Consider the following 22114-nt stretch of genomic DNA (forward strand, 5'->3'; position numbering starts at 1 on the left):
ACTCGGCTGCGCACCCTGCCCTTCCGGAATGAAAACGTTTTCAGCCCAGGGTAGGCAGCCTCGCCCGCACCAGTCAACCGGCCGCGGTCCATAGCCGCGCCGTCACCACGCGCGTGCGGCCGTGACGTGACGGGACCGCCACCGTCTCGCGGCCACCGTCACGGCGCGGCAACCGCCACCGCGCGCGAAGTCCGGGCCGCCGCGCCGCTAGCCGCGCCCGCCCAGGGTCGCGATCGCGCGCACCGGGAAGGTGCCGACCCCGGCGAAGCGCGGCGGCAGCGCGGTGAACCGGAAGCCGTCCTCGGGCAGCGCCGCCAGGTTGCACAGGTGTTCGACGATGGGAATCTCCGCGCCGAGCAGGCCCGTGTGCACCGGGCGCTCGCGGCCGCGGGTGTCGTCGATGTTCATCGAGTCGATGCCGACCAGGCGCACCCCGCACTCGCGCAGGTAGTCCGCCGCGTCCGCGGTCAGATGGGGATGGTCGAGCGCATACGACGGCCGGGTCCAGTGTTCGTCCCAGCCGGTGTGCACCAGCACCGCCCGGCCGCGCAGCTCGCGGTCGCGGAAATACCCGGCATCGATCGCGCGAACCCGACGGTGGTCGGCGCGCACCACGACCGCCTCGAGGTCGGCGAAGGCCTCGGCCGGCATCTGCGCCAGGTCCCTGCCGTCCGGGTAGCGGTGGAACGGACAGTCGACGTAGGTGCCGGTGTTGGCGACCATCTCGATGGCCGCGATCTGGAACTCGGTCCCCGGCGCGTAGTGCTCGCGCGAGCGCTCGCGGCTGAGGAAGTCGCAGATCCGCGGCGCCGGCAGGCCCGGGTAGGTGACCGTGCCGTCGGCGATCACGTGGCTGAGTTCGACGATCGCCCGCGGCTGCGGGTCGACCGCCCGATTGCGCTTGTGCGGCTCGATGATGATGCGCTTGCGGAGGATCCGCGCCGGCCCCACCATCAGCAGCCGCAGGTCGCGCACCACGTAGTCGATCAGCGCCGCGTCGTCGATCTCGTCGCCGTCGAGGTCGAGGCGGAAGCCCTGGCCCTGGATGCCCCCGCCGTTGGTGAATTCGATCGCGAAGTCGAATTCCACCCGCCTGTCGCTCATCGCGGCGCGCCGCGCTGGCTCAGCGCCACGCTGCCCAGGATCAGCGCGCCGGCCGCGGCCATCGACCAGGTCAGCGGTTCGCCCAGCAACATCCACGCCCAGGTGACGCCGAACAGTGGCACCAGGTAGGTGACGCCGGCCGCGCGGGCGCTGCCGACGCGGCGGATCAGCCGGTAGAACAGCACGAAGGCCACCCCTGTGCAGAGCACTCCCAGCGCCGCCGCGGACAACCAGGACGCCGCCGGGATCGGCTGCTGCGGCCAGCGCGAGAGCGCCAGCGGCAGCACCAGCAGCGCCGCGCAGGACAACGTGGCCGCCGCCACCGCGGCCGGCGGCAGCCCGGTCAGCTGCCGCCGCACCAGGTTGGCGCCGATGCCGTAGAGGAACGCCGCCGCGGTGCCCGCAGCCACCGCCCAGCCGGTGCTCGCGCCGGCGGTCTTGCCGCCCGCCAGCACCAGCACGCCGGCGAAGCCCGCCACCAGCGCGACCGCGCTGCGTCGGCCGATCCGCTCGCCGAAGAACAGGAAGCCGACCAGCGCGGTGAACAGCACCGCCATGCTGTTGGTGATCGCGCCGATGCCCGCCGGCGCATGCCGCGCGGCCCAGGCGAACAGCACGAACGGCACCGCCGAGTTGATCGCGCCGATCAGGGCCAGCCGCGGCCACAGCGTTGCCGGGAACGCGGCGCGCGCGCGCCACAGGAACGGCAGCAGCACCAGCGCGCCCAGCGCGAGCCGGACCTCCACCAGGGCCACCGCGCCGAAGTCCGGCGCGGCCACGCGCATGAACAGGAAAGACGCGCCCCAGATCGCGCCCAGCAGCGACAGTTCGAGCGGCGTCAGCCAGTCGCCGGCGAGGCGACCGCGCGGTGCGGCCGCGGCGCCGGCGGCCAGGGTGCTACAGGAGTCGGGCCGCATACGAGATTCCTTCGGGGCTGGACGGGCGCGGATCGATCACGAGCAGGGTGCCGTGGCTGCCGGTGGCGACGCCATGCACGGTGCCCGCCGGGACCATGACGAGCTCGCCTGCCTCGACGGCGACCGGGCGACCTTCGACCTCGAGCAGCATCCGGCCATCGAGCACCAGCAGGGCCTCGTCGTGCGGGTGCGATTCGGGGGGGTAGGCCCGGGCATCCATCCGCAGCACCTTGAGCCGTGCGCCGCCGACGGTGGCGAGGGCGGTGGAGGCCCAGGTCCGCGCCAGGCCGGCCGCGACGGCGGACAGCGCGACCGGGTTCGGGGCCGTTCCCGGCCGGGGGTGGGTGATCATCGAGGGCTCCGGCAGTCGTCTGGCTTGCATTGTCGGCTTTGCCAATGGCCGCGCAAGCGCGTACTTTCAGCGCCAGACTCAAACGACGCTTTTGGCTCGATGAAGACACGGACCGATTGGCTGCCGGCACTGGCGGCGTTCGAGTCGGCGGCCCGGCACCAGAATTTCGCCCACGCCGCCGAGGAGCTGCACCTGACCGCGAGCGCGGTCAGCCATCATGTTCGCAAGCTCGAGGGGCGCCTGGGCGTGGCGCTGTTCCAGCGCCACGCGCGCGGAGTCTCGCTGACCGCAGAAGGCCGGCAGCTGGCCGATGCCGCCGGCAGTGCGCTTACCGACATCGACAGCGTGGTGTACGACCTGCACAGCGGCCGCGACGACCGCCGCGTGGTGCGCCTGACCACCCTGCACTCGTTCACCAACAGCTGGTTGACGCCGCGGCTGCCGGCCTTCGCCGCCGCGCACCCGGACATCCGCCTGCATATCGACACCGAGATCGCGCTGACCCGTTTCGACGAGGGCGGCCCCGACCTCGGCATCCGCCACGGCCCCGGGCACTGGCAGGGTCTGTCGGCGATGCGGCTGATGGACGAGACGATGTTCCCGGTCGCCGCGGCCGGATTGCCGGGCGCCGAGCGGATCGAATCGGCCGCCGACATCGCAGCGCTGCCACTGATCGCCGACAACACGCGCCAGGGCTGGCACGACTGGTTCCGGCATGCGGGATTCCACGGCGTGCAGGTCGACCCGCGCTACGTCTTCAGCGACAGCACCGCGGTGCTCGAGGCCGCGGCGCACGGCTTGGGCGTGGGGCTGGCGCGGCAACGCATCGTGGCCCCCTGGCTGGCGAACGGGCGGCTCGTGCGGCTGCCGGGGCCGCAGATGATGGGGCGCTTCGCCTACTACATCGTCCATCCCTCGCACCGCCGCTTGCGCCCCGGGGCGCAGGCGCTGGTCGACTGGCTGCTGGCGCAGCCGCCCGATTGACCGCTGGCGGGGATTCGCCCGGGAGGAGCGAGCGGTCCGGGTGCATCGCATGCCGGCCGATCCGGATGCGAGGCTCGAAGCGGTGAGTGCCCGGGCTTCGGAACCGGCGGCGCCCGGGCCGCGGAGGTTCGCCGGCGGAATCGGGCGATCCAGGGCGAGCACCGGGCGTGGCGCGTGCCCACGCGGCCAACCAGTGCTCGATCGAGAAGCCGGTGCGTGGGCTTCGGAGCCGGTGCGTGGGCTTCGGAGCCGGTGCGTGGGCTTCGGAGCCGGTGCGTGGGCTTCGGAGCCGGTGCGTGGCTTCGGAGCCGGTGCGTGGGCTTCGGAGCCGGCGGCGCCCGGGCCGGGGGAGGCTCCCCGGCGGAGTCGGGCCATCCATGGCCCGATCCGCCGCCGCAGGCCGTCCATGGCCTGCTGTCCGCCTCCCCCGGCCCGGGCGCCGCGGTGGTGATTCGCTTTCGGACGCTCGGTAGCCAATCCATCCGAAGCCCACCAATGCCGACAGCGGGAGACGTGCCGGGGGGGTTGCGGAGAGCTGCACGTGGATGTGCAGCGGCCCTGACTCCGGCCATGGATGGCCGGACGGAAGGGCGGAGCAATGCCCCCGGCGCGGCTCACGCCCCGCACAGCAGGCCGAAGGCGCTCTTGAAGAACCCATCCCAGGAGCGGCGATTCGCTGTCGCTGCCCCGTGGCGACGGTGATGGATCCCTCCATCGGACAGGACTGCCTGGCGCGGCCGGACGGAAGGGCGGAGCAATACCCCCGGCGCGGCTCACGCCCCGCACAGCAGGCCGAAGGCGCTGGAGAGGAACCCAAACCGATGAGCGCCCAGTCGCGGCCGAACGGTGCGAACCCGGTTCGCGACCGTTGTGACATATTCGCCGGCCGCGCGAATCATCTCCCCGACGCGGCCGAGCGCCGCCCGGGATCCGATGCCGACGATGGAGATCGCCACCGCAATGGCCGCCGACGACCGCACCCGCTTCGAGACGCTGCTGGGGCGGCATCGAGGGATCGTGCTCAAGATCGCCGCCAGCTACGCATGGCATGCCGAGGATCGCGCCGATCTGGCGCAGGAAATCGCGACCCAGCTGTGGCGCGCGTTCGCCGGCTACGATCCGGCGCGGCCTTTTTCAACCTGGATGTACCGGATCGCGCTGAACGTCGCGATCGGGCACGTGCGCCGCCATGCGCCGCACGCCCGCCGGACCGTCCCGTTCGACGAGACGCTGCACGACACCGCGCATCAGGACACCAGCACCCGCGACGGCCTGGACCGGATGCGCCTGTTGCAGCGCTTCATCGCCGACCAGCGACCACTCGATCGCGCCCTGCTGCTGCTCTACCTCGAGGAACGCACCATCCGCGAAATGAGCGACGTGCTCGGCATCGGCGAAAGTAACGTCACCACCAAGATCAACCGGCTCAAGCAGCGCCTGCGCGACTACGCCAGCGCCGCCGGCCACGACTGAGATGGAGCACACCATGGAACTCGACGAACTCAAGTCCGCCTGGCACGCGCTCGGGGACCGGCTCGAACGCCAGGACGCGATCCAGTTGCAGTTGCTGCGCGACAGCCGCCTGGACCGCGCCAGGCGCAGCCTGCGGCCGCTGATGCTCGGCCAGACCCTGCAGTTCCTGCTCGGCGTCGCACTGATCCTGCTGGGCGTCGCCTGCTGGACGCGCAATCCCGACGTCCCCGGCCTGCTGGCCGCAGGAATCCTGGTGCATGCCTTCGGAGTGGCCAACGCCGCCCTGGCGGGAATCACCATGGCGCTGATCGCCGCCGTCGACTACTCGGCGCCGGTGCTGCGGATCCAGAAACAGCTGGCCACCTTGCGGCGCTTCCACGTCTTCAACGCGAATGTCAGCGCCCTGCCCTGGTGGATCATGTGGCTGCCGGTGGTGGTCGCCTTCGCGGGACTGGGCGACGTGCCCCCGGGATCGGCGACTCCGGCGTGGGTCTGGGCCAGCCTCGGCATCGGCCTGGCCGGGCTGGCCGGGACCTGGCTGTATGCGTGGAGCGGCTGGCGCGGGGCGCGCCGCGCGGATGGCGGCCGCGCCGACGGCGCCGACGGCATCCGCAGGAGCGAGCGCATCGTCGACGAGCTGGCGCGCTTCGGGCGCGACTAGCCCGCCACACGGCAGGGCGGCGGCGGTTGCGCTAGTCTCGTGCGCCAGTCTCCGCTTCCGGTCCGCCATGCAGCGCATCGATTTCCAGCTCGACCGCAGCCACGTCGAACTCAACCAGTTGCTCAAGCTCGCCGGCCTGTGCGACAGCGGCGGCGCGGGCAAGGCGCTGGTGGCGGCCGGCCAGGTGCGCGTGGACGGCGCCGTCGAGCGCCGCAGGACCTGCAAGATCCGCGCAGGCCAGGTGGTGGCGCTGGGCGATGCCGAGATCCGCGTGCTGGCGGAGCAGGCACCGTGAGCGTGGCCGCGGTGGCCGCCGCGGTGTTGGCCGCGCTGGCGGGCTGGGCGGTGCTCGTCTACAACCGCCTGGTGCGGCTGCGCAACCAGGTGCGCACCGCGTGGGCCGATATCGACGTGCAGCTGCAGCGTCGCCACGATCTGGTCCCGCAGCTGGTCGCGGCGGTCCGGGCCTACGCCGGCCACGAGGCCGCGGTTCTCGAGGCGGTGACCGAACTGCGCGCCCAGGCGCTCGCCCAGCGCGACCCGGCGAAGCTCGGCGAACTGGAGTCGGCGCTGGAACTGGGGATCGGCCGGCTGCTGGTCCTGCAGGAGGCCTACCCCGACCTCAAGGCGAGCGAGAACTTCGCCCAGCTGCAGCGCGACCTGGTGGACGTGGAGGAGCACCTGCAGTACGCCCGCCGCTTCTACAACGGCGCGGTGCGGGACTACAACGACGCCACCCAGCGGTTCCCCGACCTGATCGTCGCGCGCGGACTCGGCTTTCGCCATGCCGGGTTCTTCCAGACGCGCGAGGACGAACGCGCCGCGCCGGCGGTGGAGCTGGCACGATGAGCGCGGCGCTCCACCGGGTGGCCGGTCGGCGCGCCGCCGAGGTGCCGGTGCCGCCGGAGCGCCGCATCCGCGGCCGGCTGCCGGCGCTGCCGCCCGCGGTGGCGCTGGTGCTGGGCTTCGTCATGGCCCTGGCCGCGTCCGCCGGAGCCAAGGGGGCCGAGCGCATCCTCGCCTACGATTCGGTGGTCGAGATCCGCGCCGACGCCACCCTCGAGATCACCGAGCGGATCCGGGTGCGCGCCGAGGGCGACCAGATCCGCCGCGGCATCTACCGCGACTTCCCCACCCGCTACCACGACCGCTACGGCAACCGGGTCACGGTCGGCTTCGAGGTGATCGAGGTGCTGCGCGACGGCGAGCCCGAGCCATGGTTCACCGAACGCCGCGACAACGGCGTACGGGTGAACACCGGCAACGACGATTTCCTGCCCGTCCCGGCCGTCTACACCTACACCCTGCGCTACCGGACCGACCGCCAGCTCGGCTTCTACGAACACCACGACGAGCTGTACTGGAACGCGATCGGCCACGGCTGGGCCTTCGCCATCGACGGCGGCAGCGTGGAGGCGAGGCTGCCGCAGCCGGTGCCGCCGGCCGAGATGACCGCCTCGGGCTACACCGGCGCCCAGGGCTCGCGCGGGAGCGACTTCCGCAGCACCCTGCCGGCACCTGGGCGGGCGCGCTGGGAGCTGACCGGGCCGCTGGCTCCGCGCGAGGGTTTCACCATCGTGCTGGAATTCCCCAAGGGCGTGGTCGCCGAGCCCGCGCGTGCGCAACGCCTGCTGTGGCTGCTCGACGACAACCGCGGCCTGCTGGTGGGGCTGGCCGGGTTGCTGGTCCTGTTGGCGTACTGCGCGATGCGCTGGCGCAAGGTCGGCCGGGACCCAGCCTCCGGCACCGTGGTCGTGCGCTACGAGCCGCCGCGGGGCTATTCCCCCGGAGCGCTGCGCTACATGCGACGCATGGGCCACGACAGCCGCGCGGTCACCGCCGACCTGCTCGCCTGCGCCGTGCACGGCGCGGTGCGCATCCATCGCGACAAGGGCCTGTTGAAGGACAGCTGGCGCATCGAGCGCACCGGCGACCTGGGCGACGCCACCGCCGAACCGCAGGCGCTGCTGCAGCGGCTGCTGCCGCGGGTGGGCAGCACCCTGGAGATGAAGAACAGCAATGCCAGCACCTTCCAGGCGGCGACCGGCGCGCACCAGGCGCTGCTCAAGAAACGCTTCCAGCCGGCCATGTTCAAGCGCAATGCCGGGAGCATCTTCATTGCCGCCGGGATCGCGGCCGGCTCGCTGGTGCTGGCCTTCGCACTGGCGGCGGGCTCGGGTTCCGGGGTGTTGCTGCTGCTGCCGGTGGCCGTGCTGATGGCGGTCACGGTGGTGGCGTTCGCGGTGCTGGTGGCGGCGCCAACGCCGGCCGGACGCCGGCTGCTCGACGAGATCGAAGGCTTCCGGCGCTACCTCGACGTCGCCGAGCAGCAGGACCTGGAGCGCCTGCAGGGTCCGGGCGATGCCGAGCCGACACTCGATGCCGGGCGCTTCGAACGGTTGCTCCCCTACGCCGTGGCGCTCGACGTCGAGGACGCCTGGACCCGCAGGTTCACCCTCGCCGTGGGCGCGGCCGCGGCGGCCGCCACCAGCGCCTCGATCGGCTGGTACAGCGGCGGCGGCGTCGGCGACCTCGGCAGCCTGACCCGGGCGGTCGGCAGCAGCCTGAGTTCGCAGATCTCCTCCTCCTCGACTCCGCCCGGCAGCTCTTCTGGCGGGGGCGGCGGCGGTTCCTCGGGCGGCGGCGGCGGCGGCGGTGGCGGCGGCGGCCGCTGAGGTCCGCATTGGAGCCGCAGCCTCACCCGGTCGCCCCGTTTCGGGCGCGGTCCGCGCAAGGTACCGCGGGACGCGGCACACGGCGCGAAGGCCGCGGGAGATTCCCGGCGGATTCGCGGTGATTCCGGGTGTTGCCGCCGCGCCGGCTTCGCGTGCATGGCACGCTCCTACGGCATGCCGCCCGATCCGGCTTCGGCGGCGCACCAGGCACGTCGGCAGGAGCGGCCCATGGCCGCGAAGGCCGCGGTTTTCCATGGTCGGGTGGGCGGGGATTCCGGGGACGGCCAACCGCGTCGGCTTGCCCGGGCATGGCGCGCTCCTGCGCGGCCCAGGCCGATCCGCGCTCCCGCCCTCGTTGGCCGGCTGAAGATCAGGCCGGCAGCGCGCGCTCGATCGGCAGGTCGAATTCCGTGCCGGCCGGCAACGTGCCGAGCGCGCGGCCGCAGCCGGACTGCAGGCGGCTGCGGCAGAACGGCTCCGCCACCGGGCTGCCGGCGCGCAGCAGCACCGCCGCCTGCAGCGCCAGCGCCAGCCGCTCCACCAGCAGGCGCGCGCCGGCCTCCTCGACCGCGCCGCCGGCGAGCGCGTCGCCGAGCGCCGTGGCGGCGGCATCGAACGCCTGGTCGCGTCCGCGCGCCGATTCCAGCTCGGCGCGCAGCGCGGCACCGGTGGCCGGCTCGCGCGACAGCGCCCGCAACACATCCAGGCATTGGATGTTGCCGCTGCCCTCCCAGATCGAGTTCAGCGGCGCCTGCCGGTACAGCCGCGGCAGGATCGATTCCTCGACGTAGCCGTTGCCGCCCAGGCATTCCTGCGCTTCGTTGACGCAGGCCGGAGCGCGCCTGCAGATCCAGTACTTGCCGACCGCGGTGGCGACGCGCGCGAACGCCGCTTCGCCGGTGTCGCGCGGCGCGGCATCCACCGCACGCGCCACCCGCAGCGCCAGCGCGGTGGCGGCCTCGGACTCGAGCGCCAGGTCGGCCAGCACGTTGCGCATCAGCGCGTGCTCGACCAGGCGCTTGCCGAACGCGGCACGATGGCGCGCGTGGTGGATCGCCTGCGCCAGCGCCATCCGCATTTCCGCGGCCGAGCCGAGCATGCAGTCCAGCCGGGTGAGCATCACCATCTCGATGATGGTGGCGACCCCGCGCCCCTCGTCGCCGATACGGAAGGCCCAGGCGTCGTCGAACTCGACCTCGCCGGAGGCGTTCGACCAGTCGCCGAGCTTGTCCTTCAGCCGCATCAGCCGGAACGCGTTGCGGCTGCCGTCGGGGCGCCAGCGCGGCAGCAGGAAGCAGCCCAGCCCGCCCGGCGCCTGCGCCAGCACCAGGAAGCCGTCCGACATCGGCGCCGAGAAGAACCATTTGTGCCCGGTCAGCAGGTATTCGCCATCGGCCACCAGCGGGGTGGCGCGGGTGAGGTTGGCGCGCACGTCGCTACCGCCCTGTTTCTCGGTCATGCCCATGCCGATGGTGGCGCCACGCTTGCCGGCGAGCGGCGCGTCAGCCGGGTCGTAGCGGCGCGCCAGGACCTTGCCCATCCATTCGGCCAGCCCCGGCGCGCGGCGCAGCACCGGCACCGCGGCATGGGTCATGGTGAGCGGGCAGCTGGTGCCGGCGTCGGCCTGGTGGTGCAGATAGCTCAGCGCGGCGCGCGCCACGTGCGCGCCGGGGCGCGGGTCCGCCCAGGAAAGCGCCGCCACCCCCGCCTCGATCGCCGCCTCCATCAGCCGGTGGTAGTCGGGATGGAACTCGACCCGGTCGATGCGCTGGCCGAATCGGTCGTGGGTGCGCAGGCGCGGACGGTCGCGGTTGGCGTCGAAGCCGCAGGCATGGAGCTCGCCACCGGCCAGCCGCCCGTAGGCCGCGAGCTGCGCGGCGAACCCGCCGCCGCCCTCGCGCTCCACCGCCTCGCGCAGCACGGCGTCCGCCTGCCACAGGTCGCAGGGCGCGAACTCCGGCGGCTGGTTCAGGGCGACGCGGGTGGCCTGCAGGTCGGCTGCGCTCATGGGATCGCTCCGGGCGGGGACGGCCCGATTCTACGGCCAGCCCATGCGGCGCCGGCCGGGCCGCCCGTTCCGCTCAGGGTGTCGCCCGCTCCGCCGCCTCCGGCGCTCGCGCGGATCGACCCGCCGCGCGCGCTTCCGCCAGCACCGCGAGTTGGCGCAGGAAGCCGGCGGACAGCGGCTGGCGGCCGAACCAGCCGCGGCGGGTGCCGGTCAGCACCCGCAGCGACTGGCCGCGCAGGCCGGGCACGCGGGTGAGCGGATGCATGGCGAGGTCGCGCAACGCGGCCACGCCGTCGCGGTCGGACTGGAACACCGGAGTCAGCAGGCGGCTCCAGACGTGATAGATGCCCACGTGCGCCCGCCGCTCGCGCTGGAACGCCGGCAGCGCCGCGGCGGGATCGCGGTGCGAGCGCAGCGCATCGCGCAGCGCGCGCGCGTCCAGCAGCGCCATGTTGACCCCCTGCCCGAGCTGCGGGCTCATCGCGTGGGCGGCGTCGCCGATCAGCACCGCGCGTCCTTCGAACCAGCGCCGGTGCACCGCGTCGCGGTAGCGCGCCTGCGCCAGGCCGTCCGGAACCGGCGTCGCGCGCAGCCACGCGGCCGCCTGCGGCCAGACCGCGGCGAGATCGCGGCGCCAGCTGTCCTCCCCCGTCCAGGCCGCCGGTTCCATGGCCGCGGCGGGCAGACTCCAGAAGAAGCTCATCCGCGGCACCGGATCGTCGGGGCGCGTGCCGACCGGCAGCATTCCCGCCATTCGCCTTGCGCGCACGTAGCGCTGCCGCAGCTCGTCCGGCCAGGGCCAGTCGCCGGCCGGCACCAGGCACCACTGCGCGCCCCAGGGATAGGCGCGGTCCAGCCGCGCCGGCTGGACCATGCCGCGCAGCCGCGAGGCCGCACCGTCGGCCACCACCAGCAGGTCGAAGCGGCCGTGCCGGGCGCCGTCGGCCGCGACCAGGGTGCCGCCCGCTGCGTCGATCGAGACGATCTCGCAACCGGTGTGCAGCGTCCGCTCGCCGTCCCACGCACGGTCCAGCAGCGAGAACAGCGCGGCGCGCTGCATGCCGAGCCCGAACAGCAACGGCTGCAGTTCGCGGTAGCGCATGTCCATGACCGCGCGGCCCGCGCCGGTCTCGCCGTGGAGGCGCTCGATCCGTGCGCCGTGGCGCATGGCGGCGTCCAGCAGGCCGAGTTCCCACAGCACTTCCAGCCCCACCGGCTGCAGCAGGAACCCCGCCCCCACCGGCCGCGGCGCCGGCACCCGTTCGAAGACTTCGACCCGGTGGCCGTCGCGCGCCAGCATCAGCGCGGCCGCCTGGCCGGCGCTGCCGTAGCCGACGATCCCGACGTGCAGGGTCATCGCTCTCCCACGCGAAAAGGCCCCGCGCGATGCGCGGGGCCGGAAGATCCGATCCGCAATGTCCCGGTCAGGCGACCGGGCTGACGCCGGACGCCTGCGCGCCCTTGGGCCCCTGGGTGACCTCGTAGCTGACCCGCTGGCCTTCCTGCAGGCTCTTGAAGCCCTGCGACTCGATCGCCGAATAGTGGACGAACACGTCCGCACCGCCATCCTCCGGAGCGATGAAGCCGAACCCCTTGGCGTCGTTGAACCACTTCACTGTGCCGTATTGCATGACCCTTCCACCTTGTCTGGATAAGAACGCGCGCGCCGCCCCGAGTCCCCGAACCGGCCGCGCGGCCCGAGTATGCAAAGCAACCGCCGGCGGTTGCAATCGTTTCATGCCCGGGCGAGCAGGGCCTCGAGCAGCCCCGGCAGCGCGGTGGACGCGGCGGCGACGTTGTCCAGCACCTGCTGGAATGTGATCTCCTCCGCATCTCCGCAGCCGGCGGCCCAGTTGGCGACGATCGCGACGCAGGCGTAGTCCAGGCCCAGTTCGCGCGCCAGCGCCGCCTCCGGCATCCCGGTCATCCCGACCAGGTCGCAGCCGTCGCGGCGCAACCGGGCGATCTCGGCGCGGGTCTCCAGGCGCGGGCCCTGGGTGGCGCCGTAGCAGCCGCCGTCGACCATCGCCACCCCGGCGGCGGCGGCCGCGGCGAGGATCTCCGCGCGCAGCGCGGGGGTGTACGGATCGCCGAAATCGACGTGCAGCACCTCGCTGCCGGCTTCCTCGCAGAAGGTGGAGACCCGGCCCCAGGTGTAGTCGATGATCTGGTCCGGACAGGCCAGCACCCGCGGGCCGTAGCGCTCGCCGATCCCGCCGACGGTATTGAGCGCGAGCACCCGCCGCGCGCCGAGTGCGTGCAGCGCGGCCAGGTTGGCGCGGTAGTTGATCAGATGCGGCGGCACCGAATGCCCCTCGCCGTGGCGCGCCAGGAACGCCACCCGCCGCCCCGCCAGCGTGCCGATCCGCACCGGGCCGGACAGGGCGCCGTACTTGGTCGGCGGCTGGTGGGGCGCCTCCGCCTCCAGCCCGGCGAGCCGGTAGAGGCCGGTGCCGCCGATGACGGCCAGGTCGATCCGCTCGGTGTCCATCGCGTGCTCCGTAGTGCCGTCGCGCTACTCGGCCAGCGCGTAGATCGCCGGCAGGTTGCGGCCCTGTTCGTGATAGTCCATGCCGTAGCCGAACACGTAGCGGTCCGGCACCTCCACGCCCACCCAGTCGGCCTCGACCCCTTCCAAGCAGCGGTCGTGCAGCTTCACGGCGAGCACGGCGACCCGCACGTCGGCGGCGTTCTGGTCCTCGCACCACTGGGTGACGGCGTGCAGGGTGTGTCCTTCGTCGAGGATGTCGTCGACCAGCAGCACGCGCCGCCCGCGCATCGGCGTGGCCGGACGGTGCAGCCACGCCAGCCCCGAACCGGTGGTCTGGCCGCGGTAGCGGGTGGCATGCAGGTAGTCGAACTCCACGTCCAGGCCGAGTTCGCCGAGCGCGAACGCGAGCTGCGCGGCGAACGGCAGGCCGCCGTGCATCACGGTGAGGAACAGCGGCGGCATCGCGTCGTCGCGGTACTCGGCGTGGATCTGGCCGGCCATCCTCGCGATCGCGGCCTCCAGCGTGGGGCGGCCGTGAATCAGCTCGGCCCCGCGCAGGGCGTCGGCCAGGCGCGGGGTCACGCCACGCCCTCCCCGCCCAGGCCGACGCGCGCGCGGCCGTGGCGTCCGTCGGCGAGCAGGCCGTCCCAGCCCAGCGCACCGCGGCCGATCAAGCCGGTCAGTGCCATGGTATTGAGGGGGCGCCCGGCCACCGCGTCCAGCGATTCGTCGACCAGCTCCGGATGGCAGACCAGCACCACGTCGCAGCCGGCATCCAGGTGGGCGTGGATGCGCGCGCCGACCCCGCCGGCCGAGTGCGCCGCGGCCATGCCGATGTCGTCGGAGAACACCACGCCGCGGAACCCCATCTCCCCGCGCAGGATCTCCCCGATCCAGCGGCTGGAGTAACCGGCCGGTTCCGGCGCCACCTGGGGATAGACCACGTGCGCCAGCATCACCGCGTCGGCGCCCGCTTCGATGCCGGCGGCGAAGGGCACCAGATCGAGGCTGCGCAGCGCGTCGAGCGAGCGGTCGTCGACGGCCGTATCGACATGGGTATCCTCGCGCACCGAGCCGTGCCCGGGGAAGTGCTTGAGCGTCGCCGCCATTCCCGCCGAGTGCATGCCCTCGACGTAGGCGCGGGTGAACTCGGCGACGACGTCCGGATCGGCGGAGAAGGCGCGATCGCCGATCGCCAGGTTGCCACGGCCGAGGTCGACCACCGGGGCGAAGCTGAGGTCGACGCCGCTGGCGAGCACTTCGCTGGCCATCAGCCAGGCGTGCTCGCGCGCGGCCGCCAGCGCACCGCGCGGATCCTGGGCGTAGTGGCGGCCGAACACGTCCAGCGGCGGCAGCGCGCTGTAGCCCTCGCGGAAGCGCTGGACGCGCCCGCCCTCCTGGTCGACGCAGATCAGCTGCGGGCGCGGCGCGGTCTCGCGGATCGCGGTGGACAGCTCGGCGATCTGCGCGCGCGAGGCGAAGTTGCGGGTGAACAGGATCACGCCGGCGCAGGCGTCGTGCCGCAGCCAGTCGCGTTCGCGGGCGTCGAGTTCGTGTCCGGCGATGCCGATGACGAGCATGCGGGGGGTTCCTTCACGGTCGGTCGATGATTGTACGGGGCGGTCGCGGAATGGCGTGAATGTCGGGAGACGCCGGGCAATCCATCCGTCGAGGGGATTCCGCACCGTCGCCACGGGGCGGCGACCTTGAAGAGCCGCTTCGGAAGCATTGTGGGGCGTGAGCCGCGCCGGGGGTATTGCTTCGCCCTTCCGTTGGGCCATCCATGGCCGGAGTCAGAGCCGCTGCACATCCATGTGCAGCTCTCCGCAACACCCCCGGCACGTCTCCCGCTTCCTAGCGCTGGTGGGTTTTGGTGGGACTGGCTGGCGAGCATCCGAAAGCGAATCACCGACGCGGCGCCCGGGCCGGGGGAGGCGGACAGCAGACCAGGGACGGTCTGCGGCGGCGGATCGGGCCATGGATGGCCCGACTCCGCCGGGGAGCCTTCCCCGGTCCGGGCGCCGCTGGCTCCGAAGCCCACGTCGTCAGGCCCGCAAGACCATGCCGGGCGCCACAAAAACCTGAAAATCAGGGCTCGAACATCGCGATCGATTCGACGTGCGCGGTGTGCGGGAACATGTCCATCACTCCGGCGCTGCGCAGCTTCCAGCCGCGCTCGTTGACCAGATAGCCGGCATCGCGCGCCAGCGAACCGGGGTGGCAGCTGACGTAGACGATGCGCTCGAGACCCTTCAGCGGCAGCTGCCGCAACACGCCCTCGGCGCCCGAGCGCGGCGGATCGAGCAGCAGCCGGTCGAAGCCCTGCCGCATCCAGGGATGGCCGGCGAGGTCCTGCGCCAGGTCGGCGGCGAAGAAACGCGCGTTGTCCAGGCCATTGAGCGCGGCGTTCCCGCGCGCCCGCGCAACCAGCCCGGCGTCGCCCTCCACGCCCACCACCTCGCCGCCGCCGCGCGCCAGCGGCAGGGTGAAGTTGCCGAGCCCGCAGAACAGGTCGAGCACGCGCTCGCCGGCGCCCACCTGCAGCAGTTCCAGAGCCCGGGCGATCATCTTCTCGTTGAGGCCGGCGTTGACCTGGATGAAATCGAGCGGCCGGAACCGCAGCTCCACGTCCCACGGCACCAGCCGGAACGACAGCGGCGGCGCTTCGGCGGGCCAGAGCGGATGCACCGAATCGATGCCGCCCGGCTGCAGGAACACCGCGGCCCCGTGCTCGCGCGCGAACCCGGTCAGCGCTTCCCGGTCGGCTTCGGCCAGCGGCTGCAGGTGGCGGAACACCAGCGCCACGGTCTGGTCGCCGGCGATGAACTCGATCTGCGGAATCTCCCGGCGCGCCTGCAGGCCGTCCACCAGCCGAGACAGCGCCGCGACCCGCGCCCCGACCTCGGCGATCGCGGTGTGGCAGATCGAGAGATCCGCGACGAAGCGCGGGTCCAGCTCGCGGAACCCGACCAGGGTGCGGTCCTTCTTCTCGACCCGGCGCACCGAGAACCGCCCCTTGCGGCGGTAGCCCCAGGACACGTCGGTCAGCGGCGGCAGCACCACGCCCGGGGCCACATGGCCGATGCGGTCGAAGTTCTCGAGCAGCACCCGCTGCTTGGCCTCGATCTGCCTGGCCTCGTCCAGATGCTGCAGCACGCAGCCGCCGCAGGTGCCGAAATGCGGGCAGCGCGGCTGCACCCGGTCCGGCGATGCGCGCAGCACCTCCAGCGTGGCCGCCTCGTCGAAGCTGCGCGAGCGCCGGGTCTGCCGGGCCAGCACCCGCTCGCCGGGCAGCGCCCCGGCGACGAACACGGTCTTGCCACCGTCGCGGCGGGCGACGCCGCGGCCATCGTGGCTTAGATCGAGGATGTCGAGTTCGAACGGAGTCTGGTCGATGCGTGCCACGTGGCTTCAGGCTGCGGGCGGAAGCCGGCCATTGTCGCAGATCTGCCTACTTCTGCTTCCAGCTGCCGCCACGGTCCTGCACCCACCAGCCGCTGCGCGCGCTGTCGGCCCACTGCTTGGCGAACACCTCGCGGATCTGGCCCTCCCACTCCGGATGGCCATTGGCGATCGCGATCTCGCGGTACACCGCCCGGGCGTCCCGGTTCTGGTCGGCCACCGCCTGATTCACCTTCACCCGGTCCGACAGCGGGATCTTGCCGGCATCGCGCACCGACACCGTGCCGTCGTTGCCGAAGCCCAGCGCGCCGGACTCGAAATGCGGCCGCAGCGCGCTGCTGAAGCGGTCGCGCATGCGCGCGCGGATGGCTTCGATCGCCGGGGTCTTGATGGTGATGTCCGGAGTCCCGCCCTGTGCGTGCGCCGGGGAAATGCCCACCAGCATCAGCGGATGGAACGAGGCCGGCGCCGGCGCGCGGGCCATGCCGCCCGGCTCCTCCGGGAACAGGCCGTCGTCCTCGACCGCCTCGCCGTTCTCGCCGATTACGTTGTCGACGAATTCGCGGGCCGCCTCGCGCGCCTCGGCGGCGGGAAAGTAGACGTTGATGGTGACGCAGGCGCTGAGCACCAGCGCGGCGGCGATCGGCATTCCGAACCAGCGGTTCATGGGCGACTCCTGTGGTCCTGTGGGCGGCGTACCGCGATTGTTCGAGCTGCGAAGGATAGCGCTCTGGAGCTCCGGCGACCCGTCCCCGGCTACTCCACCACCGGCGCGACGTCCCCGCCCGCCACCGCGGCGAGGCGTTCGACCAGGGTGGGCCAGTCGACGTTGCGGTTGTGGCCCACCACGTGCAGGCGCGGCAGGCCGGCGCCTTCGACGATAGTAAAGGCGTTGCCGGCTGAACGCAGCCCGCCCATCCGGCAGACCTCGTTGGCCAGCTGGCAGGAGATGCCGATGCGGGCATAGCGAAAATCGTCGAACAGGCCGATCAGGCGGTCCTGCAGGCTGCCGACGAACGAAGCGTCGCCGACGCTGGAGATGTTCTGCACCGCGCGCTGGCTGATCCGCTGGCGCACGCCGCGCCGGCGTTCGGTGTGCAGCTCCGCGTCGAACGAGGAGAGCTGCCAGTCCACCAGGCGCAGGCGGTCGACACGCCCGAACAGCCGGCCGCTGATGCTGCCGAACTCGAATACGCGGGTAATGGTGAGCAGGTCCAGGTCGCGCAGCTCGAGGTCGGCGGAGAGCGTGGGCGCCACCCCGAACGGCCGCTCCATCGACAGCGCCGAGACCGCGACCGAGCCCCCGAAGACCCGGACCGCCAGGCCGCCGTCGAAGTCCAGGCGCTGGTCGGCGTAGCGGACCCGGGGAATTTCCCCGCTGAGGGTGCCGCCGAAGGCCGGCCAGCCCATCGACTCGGCAAGCCGCGCCACGTCCAGCGTCTCCACCGCAAGTCCGAACTGCAGCCGCATGCCCTCGTTCGTGTCGGGCGGACGCAGCGCGAAGCCGTCGAAACGCAACCGGCCGCCAAGCACGTCCACCTCGAACGGCGCACGCATGCGCAGCTCCCCCGCGGCGGCGCGGAACGGCAGCCGCGCCGGGCCGAAGCGGATGTCGCGCAGGTGTCCCGCGCGCCAGCGCAGTTCGCTGTCGACGGTGGCGTCGCCGGCGAAACGCAGGTCGCCGTCGAGACCCTCGAAGCCGAAACGTCCCGCGCCGTCGCCCACGCGCAGGCCGTGCAGCCGCGCATGCAGCGATTGCAGGCGCGCCTCCGCCATGCCCACGTCCAGCGCCAGGCCGCCGGCGAGTTCCAGCCCGGCGAGGCCGCTCAGCGCCAGCCAACCCGAGAGGTAGCGCGCGGGCAACTGCGAGGCGTCGTCGCTGTGCAGCTCGATGTCGAGCGCCCGCACCCCCAGGTCGGGGGCGAAGGCGACCGAGCCACTGGCCTGCAGGGTCGGGCCGTCGCGCCACTCGAAGCGCGGCACTCGCCAGCCGGCCCCCGCGCCCTCGCGGATCGCCTCCAGGCGCACGGGCAGCGGCGCGTCGGGCAGTACTACGTAGGCGTTGCCCACCAGCAGCTCTCCGCCGCGAAGCGCGCCGTCGAGCGCGACCAGGTCGGTGTCACCGAGCTTTCGGTAGTCGATGCCGATCCGCGCCCCCAGCCCTTCGGCGGCGACGCTGGCATCGGCGCTGTCGAGCGCGGCGCCCGCCACCTGCAGCTCCCCGCCGATCCGCAGCGGTCCTCGCTCCGGGACCTCGATGGCGAGCGCGCCGTCGAGCGTCCCCGCGGCGAGGCGCCCGCCCGCCCACGCCTGGGCCACCAGCGCCTGCGCCCAGGCCAGTGGCACCCGGGCGAGATCGAGCGAGGTGAGGTCCGGCGCGGCGGCGCTGCGCGACAGCGCGATCCGCGCCCGTCCCCGGCTGAGTACCGCGTCGGTGTTCGCGGGCCCGAGGTCGACGGCCAACCGCAGCGGACCGCCGCCGCGGCCGTGCAGTTCGCCGTCGCAGCGCCACTGCCCGTCCCCGGTGCGCGCCAGCGGGCACTCCCAGGCGAGCTCGCGGAAGTCGTATCCCAGGTCCGGGGCGCGCACCCGGCCGGCCTCGATCCGCAGCGTCCCGGCCTCGGCGTCCGCCGGCCAGGCCAGCCGCACCCGCACCTGCTCGAGTACCGCGACCGCCGCGTCGATGCGCTCGATCCGCGCGTTCATGGTGCGCGCCTGTGCCGCCTGGACGCAGGACGCCAGCAGCAGCGCGGCCAGGAGTAGGATGCGGGGGATCGCCATGCCGGAAGCATACCCACGCCACGGAGGAGCGCGATGAAGCCCAGGCTGCTGCTGCTCGAGGACGACCCCGCCAGTCGCCACTTCCTGTGCCTGGCGGCCGAGGCGCTGCCGGCCGCGGTGGACCACGCCGGTACCGTGGCCGAGGCGCGGTCCCTGGCCCTGGCCACCGACCATGCACTGTGGCTGTTCGACGTCAACCTGCCGGACGGCAGCGGCGGCGCCCTGTTGGCGGCGCTGCGCACCCATGGCCTGCACACGCCGGCATTGGCGCACACCGCGGCCCACGACGAGGCCGAGCGGCAGCGGCTGCTCGGCGAGGGTTTCGCCGCGGTGGTCACCAAGCCGCTGTCGGCGGCCGCCTGGCAGGCGGCGATCCGCGAGGCGCTGGCCGGGCGCGACGCCGCCGCGCCGCAGCCACCGCAAGCCCGCGATGCGTCCACGGCCGCGCTGTGGGACGATGCCGGCGCCGCCGCCGCGCTGGGCGGCAGCACCGCGAACATCGCCGCGCTGCGCCAGTTGTTCCTTGCCGAACTGCCAGCGACGCGCGCCGCCGTGACCGCGGCGGCGGCCGCCGGCGACGGGGAAGCGATGCGCGCGGAACTGCATCGGCTGCGCGCCGGCTGCGGTTTCGTCGGCGCCGCCGGGCTGCGGGCCGCGGCCACGCGCCTCCACGACGCGCCCGGCAGCGAAGCGGCATTGCAGGAATTCGTCGGCATCCTGGAGCGCACCGCAGCGAGTGCCGCCAGCGACTGAGCCCACCGTTCCGCCACCGGCGGGCCTGCAGGCATCGCGCTCCGCGCTCTCGTAGGAGCTTGCGATGCACGCGAAAGCGGTGCGCCTGCCGAAGCCGGGCATCACCGCCCACCCGAACGGATCCACTCGCGGCTTTCGCGGCGCTCCTACGCGCATCGCGCCGCCGATGGATTCCGGCCGACGCTCGTCAGCGCTCGGCGCCGATCCGGCCCAGTTCGCCGATCAACTCCCAGGACTTGAGCCCGCGCCCGCCCAGGTAGTGCAGCAGCAGCCCGCGCAGCCCGCGGCGCAACCCGGCCAGATCCTCGGCCACCGGCATCCGGTCGGCGGCCAGCGCCAGCAGCGCGCGCCCGGTGGCGGCGCGCCCGCGCTCGCCGCCGTCGCGCACGCCCAGTTGCCGCCGCGGGCCGTGCTCCGGATCGAGCAGGTAGCGCGCCGCCGGATCGATCGGCGCTCCGTCGCCGTCGATGTCGAACGCGAAGCCGAAGCCCAGCGTGTCCAGCAGATCGCGCTCGAAGCGGCGCAACGACCAGGCCAGCGGCTCGCCGGCGCGCAGGCGCTCGCGAACCTGACCGAACAGCGCGTACAGCGCCGGGTGCGGATCCTGGCGCGGGGCCAGGCGCAACACCAGCTCGCTGACGTAGAACCCGGCCAGTCCGGCCTCGCCGGCCAGCCGTGGCGCCTGGTCGATGGCCTCCGCCGAGTTCAGCCAGGCCAGCTCGCCGCGCTGGGTCGCCTCGATGCGGATGTGCTGCAGCGGCTGCAGCGCCGCGCGCAGCGTCTGCCGCTTCGGCCCTTGCACTCCGCGCGCGACCAGCCCAAGGCGTCCGTGCTCGCGGCTCAGCACCTCCACCAGCAGGCTGGTCTCGCGCCAGCGGCGCGCGTGCAGGACGAAGGCGGGTTCCTGGGTGTAGCGCATGAAGACGGTGATTGGTGATGGGGGATGGGTGATTCGCGGAAGCGGACGGGGCGGCGCACGTTCCGGAGCGGCCGCTTCCGGCGAGATCCCGTTTGGGCCTCATGACGACATCGAAAAACGGCGGCTGCAGCTCCTGCCGCTGCGAATCACCCAACACCAATCACGGTTCTTGCCCAATCACGGCTCCTCATACCCGAACGCCCGCAGCGCCGCCTCGTCGTCGGACCAGCCTTCGCGCACGCGCACCCAGGTCTCGAGGAAGACCTTGCGGTCGAACAGGCGCTCCATCTGCTGCCGGGCCTTGGTGCCGATCTCGCGCAGGCGCGCGCCGCCCTTGCCGATGACGATGGCCTTCTGCCCCTCGCGCTCGACCCAGATCACCGCGCCGATGCGCGAAAGCGCCCCCTCCTCCTCGAAACGCTCGATCTCCACCGTGGTCGCGTACGGGAGCTCGGCGCCGAGCTGGCGCATCAGCTGTTCGCGCAGCAGTTCGGCGGCCAGGAAGCGCTGGCTGCGATCGGTGATCTCGTCCTCGCCGTAGGGCGCCGGCTGCTCCGGCAGCAACGGCAGCAGCGCGCCGACCAGCGCCTCGAGCCCGGTGCGCTTGAGCGCCGAAACCGGGTGCACGCTGGCGAACTCGCGCCCATCGGCGGCCGCTGCGAGGAACGGCAGCAGCGCGGCCTTGTCCTTCATGCGGTCCACCTGGTTGACCACCAGCACCACCGGCACCCCGGCCTCGTGCAGCAGCTGCCAGGCGGCGCTGTCCTCTTCGTCCCAGCGGCCGGCCTGAACCACCAGCAGCGCCGCGTCCACGCCCTCCAGCGCGCCGCGCGCGGCGCGGTTCATCCAGCGATGCATGGCCGATGCACTGGACCTGCCCTGGTCGCGGTGCAGGCCCGGGGTGTCGACCAGGACCAGCTGGCCCTCGGGAAAGGTGGCGATCCCGAGCAGCCGGTGGCGGGTGGTCTGCGGCCGGTTGGAAACGATGCTGACCTTCGCGCCCACCAGGGCGTTGACCAGGGTGGACTTGCCGACATTGGGGCGGCCGATGACCGCGACGTGGCCGGCGCGGTGGGGCGTGGATGGGATCATGCCGGCATTCTACGCGCGCGAGGTGCGGCCGATATCGGCCCGCCCCGCCCACGCCCCTGCCCGGGGCCGGATTCCTTGGGGACGCCAGGCAGTCCCACCCGATGGAGGGGTCCATCGCCGTCGCCACGGGCCAGGGATAGCGAATAGCCTTCCCTGAGGTTGGGTGCTTCAAAAGCGCCTTCGGCCTGCTGTGCGGGGCGTGACCCGTGCCGGGGGCATCGCTCCGCCCTTCCGTCCGGCCATCCATGGCCGGAGTCCGGGCCGCTGCACCGTGCCGCTGCGCGGTCCGGTCCGGCCCGGCGCAGCGCGCCGGGCGTTCGCCGGGACTGCGCGGCAGTGCCGCGCAAGCAGTCCCGACTCACCCATGTGCAGCTCTCCGCAACACCCCCTGCACGTGTCCCGCTCTCGCGTTGATGGGCTTCGGAGGAACCGGCTACCAAGCATTCGAAAGTGAATCACCGACGCGGCGCCCGGGCCGGCGGAGGCGGACAGCAGGCCATGG

At 73.0% G+C, this 22114-nt stretch carries 22 protein-coding genes; 7 read left to right on the forward strand and 15 right to left on the reverse strand.

What is annotated here, in order from left to right; genetic code table 11:
• Nucleotides 1–207: 207 nt before the first annotated feature.
• The 3 genes from QFW77_RS15860 to QFW77_RS15870 are packed head-to-tail and all read right to left on the reverse strand — an operon-like array spanning nucleotide 208 to nucleotide 2373.
• Nucleotides 208–1104 carry a cyclase family protein gene (locus QFW77_RS15860; RefSeq protein WP_280575767.1) on the reverse strand — a complete coding sequence of 299 codons (897 nt, stop codon included), beginning with the start codon at nucleotides 1102–1104 and terminating at the stop codon, nucleotides 208–210.
• Nucleotides 1101–2021: a DMT family transporter gene (locus tag QFW77_RS15865; RefSeq protein WP_425603358.1), complete on the reverse strand. Its 921-nt coding sequence runs from the start codon at nucleotides 2019–2021 to the stop codon at nucleotides 1101–1103. Before QFW77_RS15865 ends, QFW77_RS15860 begins: the two co-directional genes overlap by 4 nt.
• Complete coding sequence (locus QFW77_RS15870; protein WP_280575768.1) at nucleotides 2002–2373, reverse strand: cupin domain-containing protein; 372 nt, start codon at nucleotides 2371–2373, stop codon at nucleotides 2002–2004. Before QFW77_RS15870 ends, QFW77_RS15865 begins: the two co-directional genes overlap by 20 nt.
• 99 nt (nucleotides 2374–2472) lie before the next feature.
• Between QFW77_RS15870 and QFW77_RS15875 the strand changes: the two genes are divergently transcribed.
• Complete coding sequence (locus tag QFW77_RS15875; RefSeq protein WP_280575769.1) at nucleotides 2473–3357, forward strand: LysR substrate-binding domain-containing protein; 885 nt, start codon at nucleotides 2473–2475, stop codon at nucleotides 3355–3357.
• Between the two features lie 773 nt (nucleotides 3358–4130).
• On the opposite strand, the gene QFW77_RS15880 is transcribed toward QFW77_RS15875, so the two are convergent.
• Nucleotides 4131–4313 carry a hypothetical protein gene (locus QFW77_RS15880; protein ID WP_280575770.1) on the reverse strand — a complete coding sequence of 61 codons (183 nt, stop codon included), beginning with the start codon at nucleotides 4311–4313 and terminating at the stop codon, nucleotides 4131–4133.
• Between QFW77_RS15880 and QFW77_RS15885 the strand changes: the two genes are divergently transcribed.
• From QFW77_RS15885 to QFW77_RS15905, 5 genes are all read left to right on the forward strand, one after another.
• On the forward strand, nucleotides 4300–4830 hold the full coding sequence (locus QFW77_RS15885; protein ID WP_280575771.1) for an RNA polymerase sigma factor: 531 nt from the start codon (nucleotides 4300–4302) through the stop codon (nucleotides 4828–4830). The genes QFW77_RS15880 and QFW77_RS15885 overlap by 14 nt on opposite strands.
• Nucleotides 4831–4843: 13 nt before the next feature.
• The gene (locus QFW77_RS15890; RefSeq protein WP_280575772.1) at nucleotides 4844–5491 is read left to right on the forward strand and encodes a serine/threonine protein kinase; all 648 of its coding nucleotides are present in this window, start codon (nucleotides 4844–4846) and stop codon (nucleotides 5489–5491) included.
• Between the two features lie 67 nt (nucleotides 5492–5558).
• Nucleotides 5559–5786 carry an RNA-binding S4 domain-containing protein gene (locus QFW77_RS15895; protein ID WP_280575773.1) on the forward strand — a complete coding sequence of 76 codons (228 nt, stop codon included), beginning with the start codon at nucleotides 5559–5561 and terminating at the stop codon, nucleotides 5784–5786.
• The gene (locus QFW77_RS15900) at nucleotides 5783–6340 is read left to right on the forward strand and encodes a LemA family protein (protein ID WP_280575774.1); all 558 of its coding nucleotides are present in this window, start codon (nucleotides 5783–5785) and stop codon (nucleotides 6338–6340) included. Before QFW77_RS15895 ends, QFW77_RS15900 begins: the two co-directional genes overlap by 4 nt.
• The gene (locus tag QFW77_RS15905) at nucleotides 6337–8166 is read left to right on the forward strand and encodes a DUF2207 domain-containing protein (RefSeq protein ID WP_280575775.1); all 1830 of its coding nucleotides are present in this window, start codon (nucleotides 6337–6339) and stop codon (nucleotides 8164–8166) included. Before QFW77_RS15900 ends, QFW77_RS15905 begins: the two co-directional genes overlap by 4 nt.
• A 370-nt stretch (nucleotides 8167–8536) precedes the next feature.
• On the opposite strand, the gene QFW77_RS15910 is transcribed toward QFW77_RS15905, so the two are convergent.
• The 9 genes from QFW77_RS15910 to QFW77_RS15950 form a co-directional block, all read right to left on the reverse strand.
• The gene (locus QFW77_RS15910; protein WP_280575776.1) at nucleotides 8537–10174 is read right to left on the reverse strand and encodes an acyl-CoA dehydrogenase family protein; all 1638 of its coding nucleotides are present in this window, start codon (nucleotides 10172–10174) and stop codon (nucleotides 8537–8539) included.
• Between the two features lie 73 nt (nucleotides 10175–10247).
• Nucleotides 10248–11531, reverse strand: coding sequence for an FAD-dependent oxidoreductase (locus QFW77_RS15915; protein ID WP_280575777.1), 1284 nt, complete (start codon nucleotides 11529–11531; stop codon nucleotides 10248–10250).
• A gap of 67 nt (nucleotides 11532–11598) precedes the next feature.
• Nucleotides 11599–11805 (reverse strand): cold-shock protein, encoded by a 207-nt coding sequence (locus tag QFW77_RS15920; RefSeq protein WP_280575778.1) that lies wholly within the window; start codon nucleotides 11803–11805, stop codon nucleotides 11599–11601.
• Nucleotides 11806–11909: 104 nt separating this feature from the next.
• Nucleotides 11910–12665, reverse strand: a complete 756-nt coding sequence (locus tag QFW77_RS15925) for an S-methyl-5'-thioinosine phosphorylase (protein ID WP_280575780.1) — start codon at nucleotides 12663–12665, stop codon at nucleotides 11910–11912.
• A 24-nt stretch (nucleotides 12666–12689) separates the two neighbouring features.
• Nucleotides 12690–13247: a hypoxanthine-guanine phosphoribosyltransferase gene (locus tag QFW77_RS15930; protein ID WP_280575781.1), complete on the reverse strand. Its 558-nt coding sequence runs from the start codon at nucleotides 13245–13247 to the stop codon at nucleotides 12690–12692.
• Complete coding sequence (gene nagZ / locus QFW77_RS15935) at nucleotides 13244–14245, reverse strand: beta-N-acetylhexosaminidase (RefSeq protein WP_280575783.1); 1002 nt, start codon at nucleotides 14243–14245, stop codon at nucleotides 13244–13246. The genes QFW77_RS15930 and nagZ overlap by 4 nt, the downstream gene beginning before the upstream one ends.
• Before the next feature lie 508 nt (nucleotides 14246–14753).
• Complete coding sequence (gene rlmD / locus QFW77_RS15940; RefSeq protein ID WP_280575784.1) at nucleotides 14754–16070, reverse strand: 23S rRNA (uracil(1939)-C(5))-methyltransferase RlmD; 1317 nt, start codon at nucleotides 16068–16070, stop codon at nucleotides 14754–14756.
• Nucleotides 16071–16116: 46 nt separating this feature from the next.
• Nucleotides 16117–16734: a YdbL family probable chaperone protein gene (locus QFW77_RS15945; RefSeq protein ID WP_280575785.1), complete on the reverse strand. Its 618-nt coding sequence runs from the start codon at nucleotides 16732–16734 to the stop codon at nucleotides 16117–16119.
• 89 nt (nucleotides 16735–16823) lie between these two features.
• The gene (locus QFW77_RS15950) at nucleotides 16824–18848 is read right to left on the reverse strand and encodes a hypothetical protein (RefSeq protein WP_280575786.1); all 2025 of its coding nucleotides are present in this window, start codon (nucleotides 18846–18848) and stop codon (nucleotides 16824–16826) included.
• 33 nt (nucleotides 18849–18881) lie between these two features.
• Here QFW77_RS15950 and QFW77_RS15955 point away from each other — a divergent pair, with 33 nt between their 5' ends.
• A complete protein-coding gene (locus tag QFW77_RS15955) occupies nucleotides 18882–19601 on the forward strand; it encodes a response regulator transcription factor (protein WP_280575787.1) in 720 nt (239 codons plus the stop codon).
• A 187-nt stretch (nucleotides 19602–19788) separates the two neighbouring features.
• Here QFW77_RS15955 and recO read toward each other — a convergent pair whose 3' ends face one another.
• Nucleotides 19789–20520 (reverse strand): DNA repair protein RecO, encoded by a 732-nt coding sequence (gene recO / locus QFW77_RS15960; protein WP_280575788.1) that lies wholly within the window; start codon nucleotides 20518–20520, stop codon nucleotides 19789–19791.
• Nucleotides 20521–20697: 177 nt separating this feature from the next.
• Nucleotides 20698–21612, reverse strand: a complete 915-nt coding sequence (era, locus tag QFW77_RS15965) for a GTPase Era (protein ID WP_280575789.1) — start codon at nucleotides 21610–21612, stop codon at nucleotides 20698–20700.
• Nucleotides 21613–22114 lie beyond the last annotated feature (502 nt).

Source organism: Luteimonas endophytica, assembly GCF_029887875.1.
GTDB classification, from domain to species: domain Bacteria; phylum Pseudomonadota; class Gammaproteobacteria; order Xanthomonadales; family Xanthomonadaceae; genus Luteimonas; species Luteimonas endophytica.

Bases quoted from the DNA above. Each gene is read 5' to 3' on its own strand.
- QFW77_RS15860 (WP_280575767.1), bottom strand. From the start codon at position 1,104: ATGAGCGACAGGCGGGTGGAATTCGACTTCGCGATCGAATTCACCAAC.
- QFW77_RS15865 (WP_425603358.1), bottom strand. From the start codon at position 2,021: ATGCGGCCCGACTCCTGTAGCACCCTGGCCGCCGGCGCCGCGGCCGCA.
- QFW77_RS15870 (WP_280575768.1), bottom strand. From the start codon at position 2,373: ATGATCACCCACCCCCGGCCGGGAACGGCCCCGAACCCGGTCGCGCTG.
- QFW77_RS15875 (WP_280575769.1), top strand. From the start codon at position 2,473: ATGAAGACACGGACCGATTGGCTGCCGGCACTGGCGGCGTTCGAGTCG.
- QFW77_RS15885 (WP_280575771.1), top strand. From the start codon at position 4,300: ATGGAGATCGCCACCGCAATGGCCGCCGACGACCGCACCCGCTTCGAG.
- QFW77_RS15890 (WP_280575772.1), top strand. From the start codon at position 4,844: ATGGAACTCGACGAACTCAAGTCCGCCTGGCACGCGCTCGGGGACCGG.
- QFW77_RS15895 (WP_280575773.1), top strand. From the start codon at position 5,559: ATGCAGCGCATCGATTTCCAGCTCGACCGCAGCCACGTCGAACTCAAC.
- QFW77_RS15905 (WP_280575775.1), top strand. From the start codon at position 6,337: ATGAGCGCGGCGCTCCACCGGGTGGCCGGTCGGCGCGCCGCCGAGGTG.
- QFW77_RS15910 (WP_280575776.1), bottom strand. From the start codon at position 10,174: ATGAGCGCAGCCGACCTGCAGGCCACCCGCGTCGCCCTGAACCAGCCG.
- QFW77_RS15915 (WP_280575777.1), bottom strand. From the start codon at position 11,531: ATGACCCTGCACGTCGGGATCGTCGGCTACGGCAGCGCCGGCCAGGCG.
- QFW77_RS15920 (WP_280575778.1), bottom strand. From the start codon at position 11,805: ATGCAATACGGCACAGTGAAGTGGTTCAACGACGCCAAGGGGTTCGGC.
- QFW77_RS15925 (WP_280575780.1), bottom strand. From the start codon at position 12,665: ATGGACACCGAGCGGATCGACCTGGCCGTCATCGGCGGCACCGGCCTC.
- nagZ (WP_280575783.1), bottom strand. From the start codon at position 14,245: ATGCTCGTCATCGGCATCGCCGGACACGAACTCGACGCCCGCGAACGC.
- QFW77_RS15945 (WP_280575785.1), bottom strand. From the start codon at position 16,734: ATGAACCGCTGGTTCGGAATGCCGATCGCCGCCGCGCTGGTGCTCAGC.
- QFW77_RS15950 (WP_280575786.1), bottom strand. From the start codon at position 18,848: ATGGCGATCCCCCGCATCCTACTCCTGGCCGCGCTGCTGCTGGCGTCC.
- QFW77_RS15955 (WP_280575787.1), top strand. From the start codon at position 18,882: ATGAAGCCCAGGCTGCTGCTGCTCGAGGACGACCCCGCCAGTCGCCAC.
- recO (WP_280575788.1), bottom strand. From the start codon at position 20,520: ATGCGCTACACCCAGGAACCCGCCTTCGTCCTGCACGCGCGCCGCTGG.
- era (WP_280575789.1), bottom strand. From the start codon at position 21,612: ATGATCCCATCCACGCCCCACCGCGCCGGCCACGTCGCGGTCATCGGC.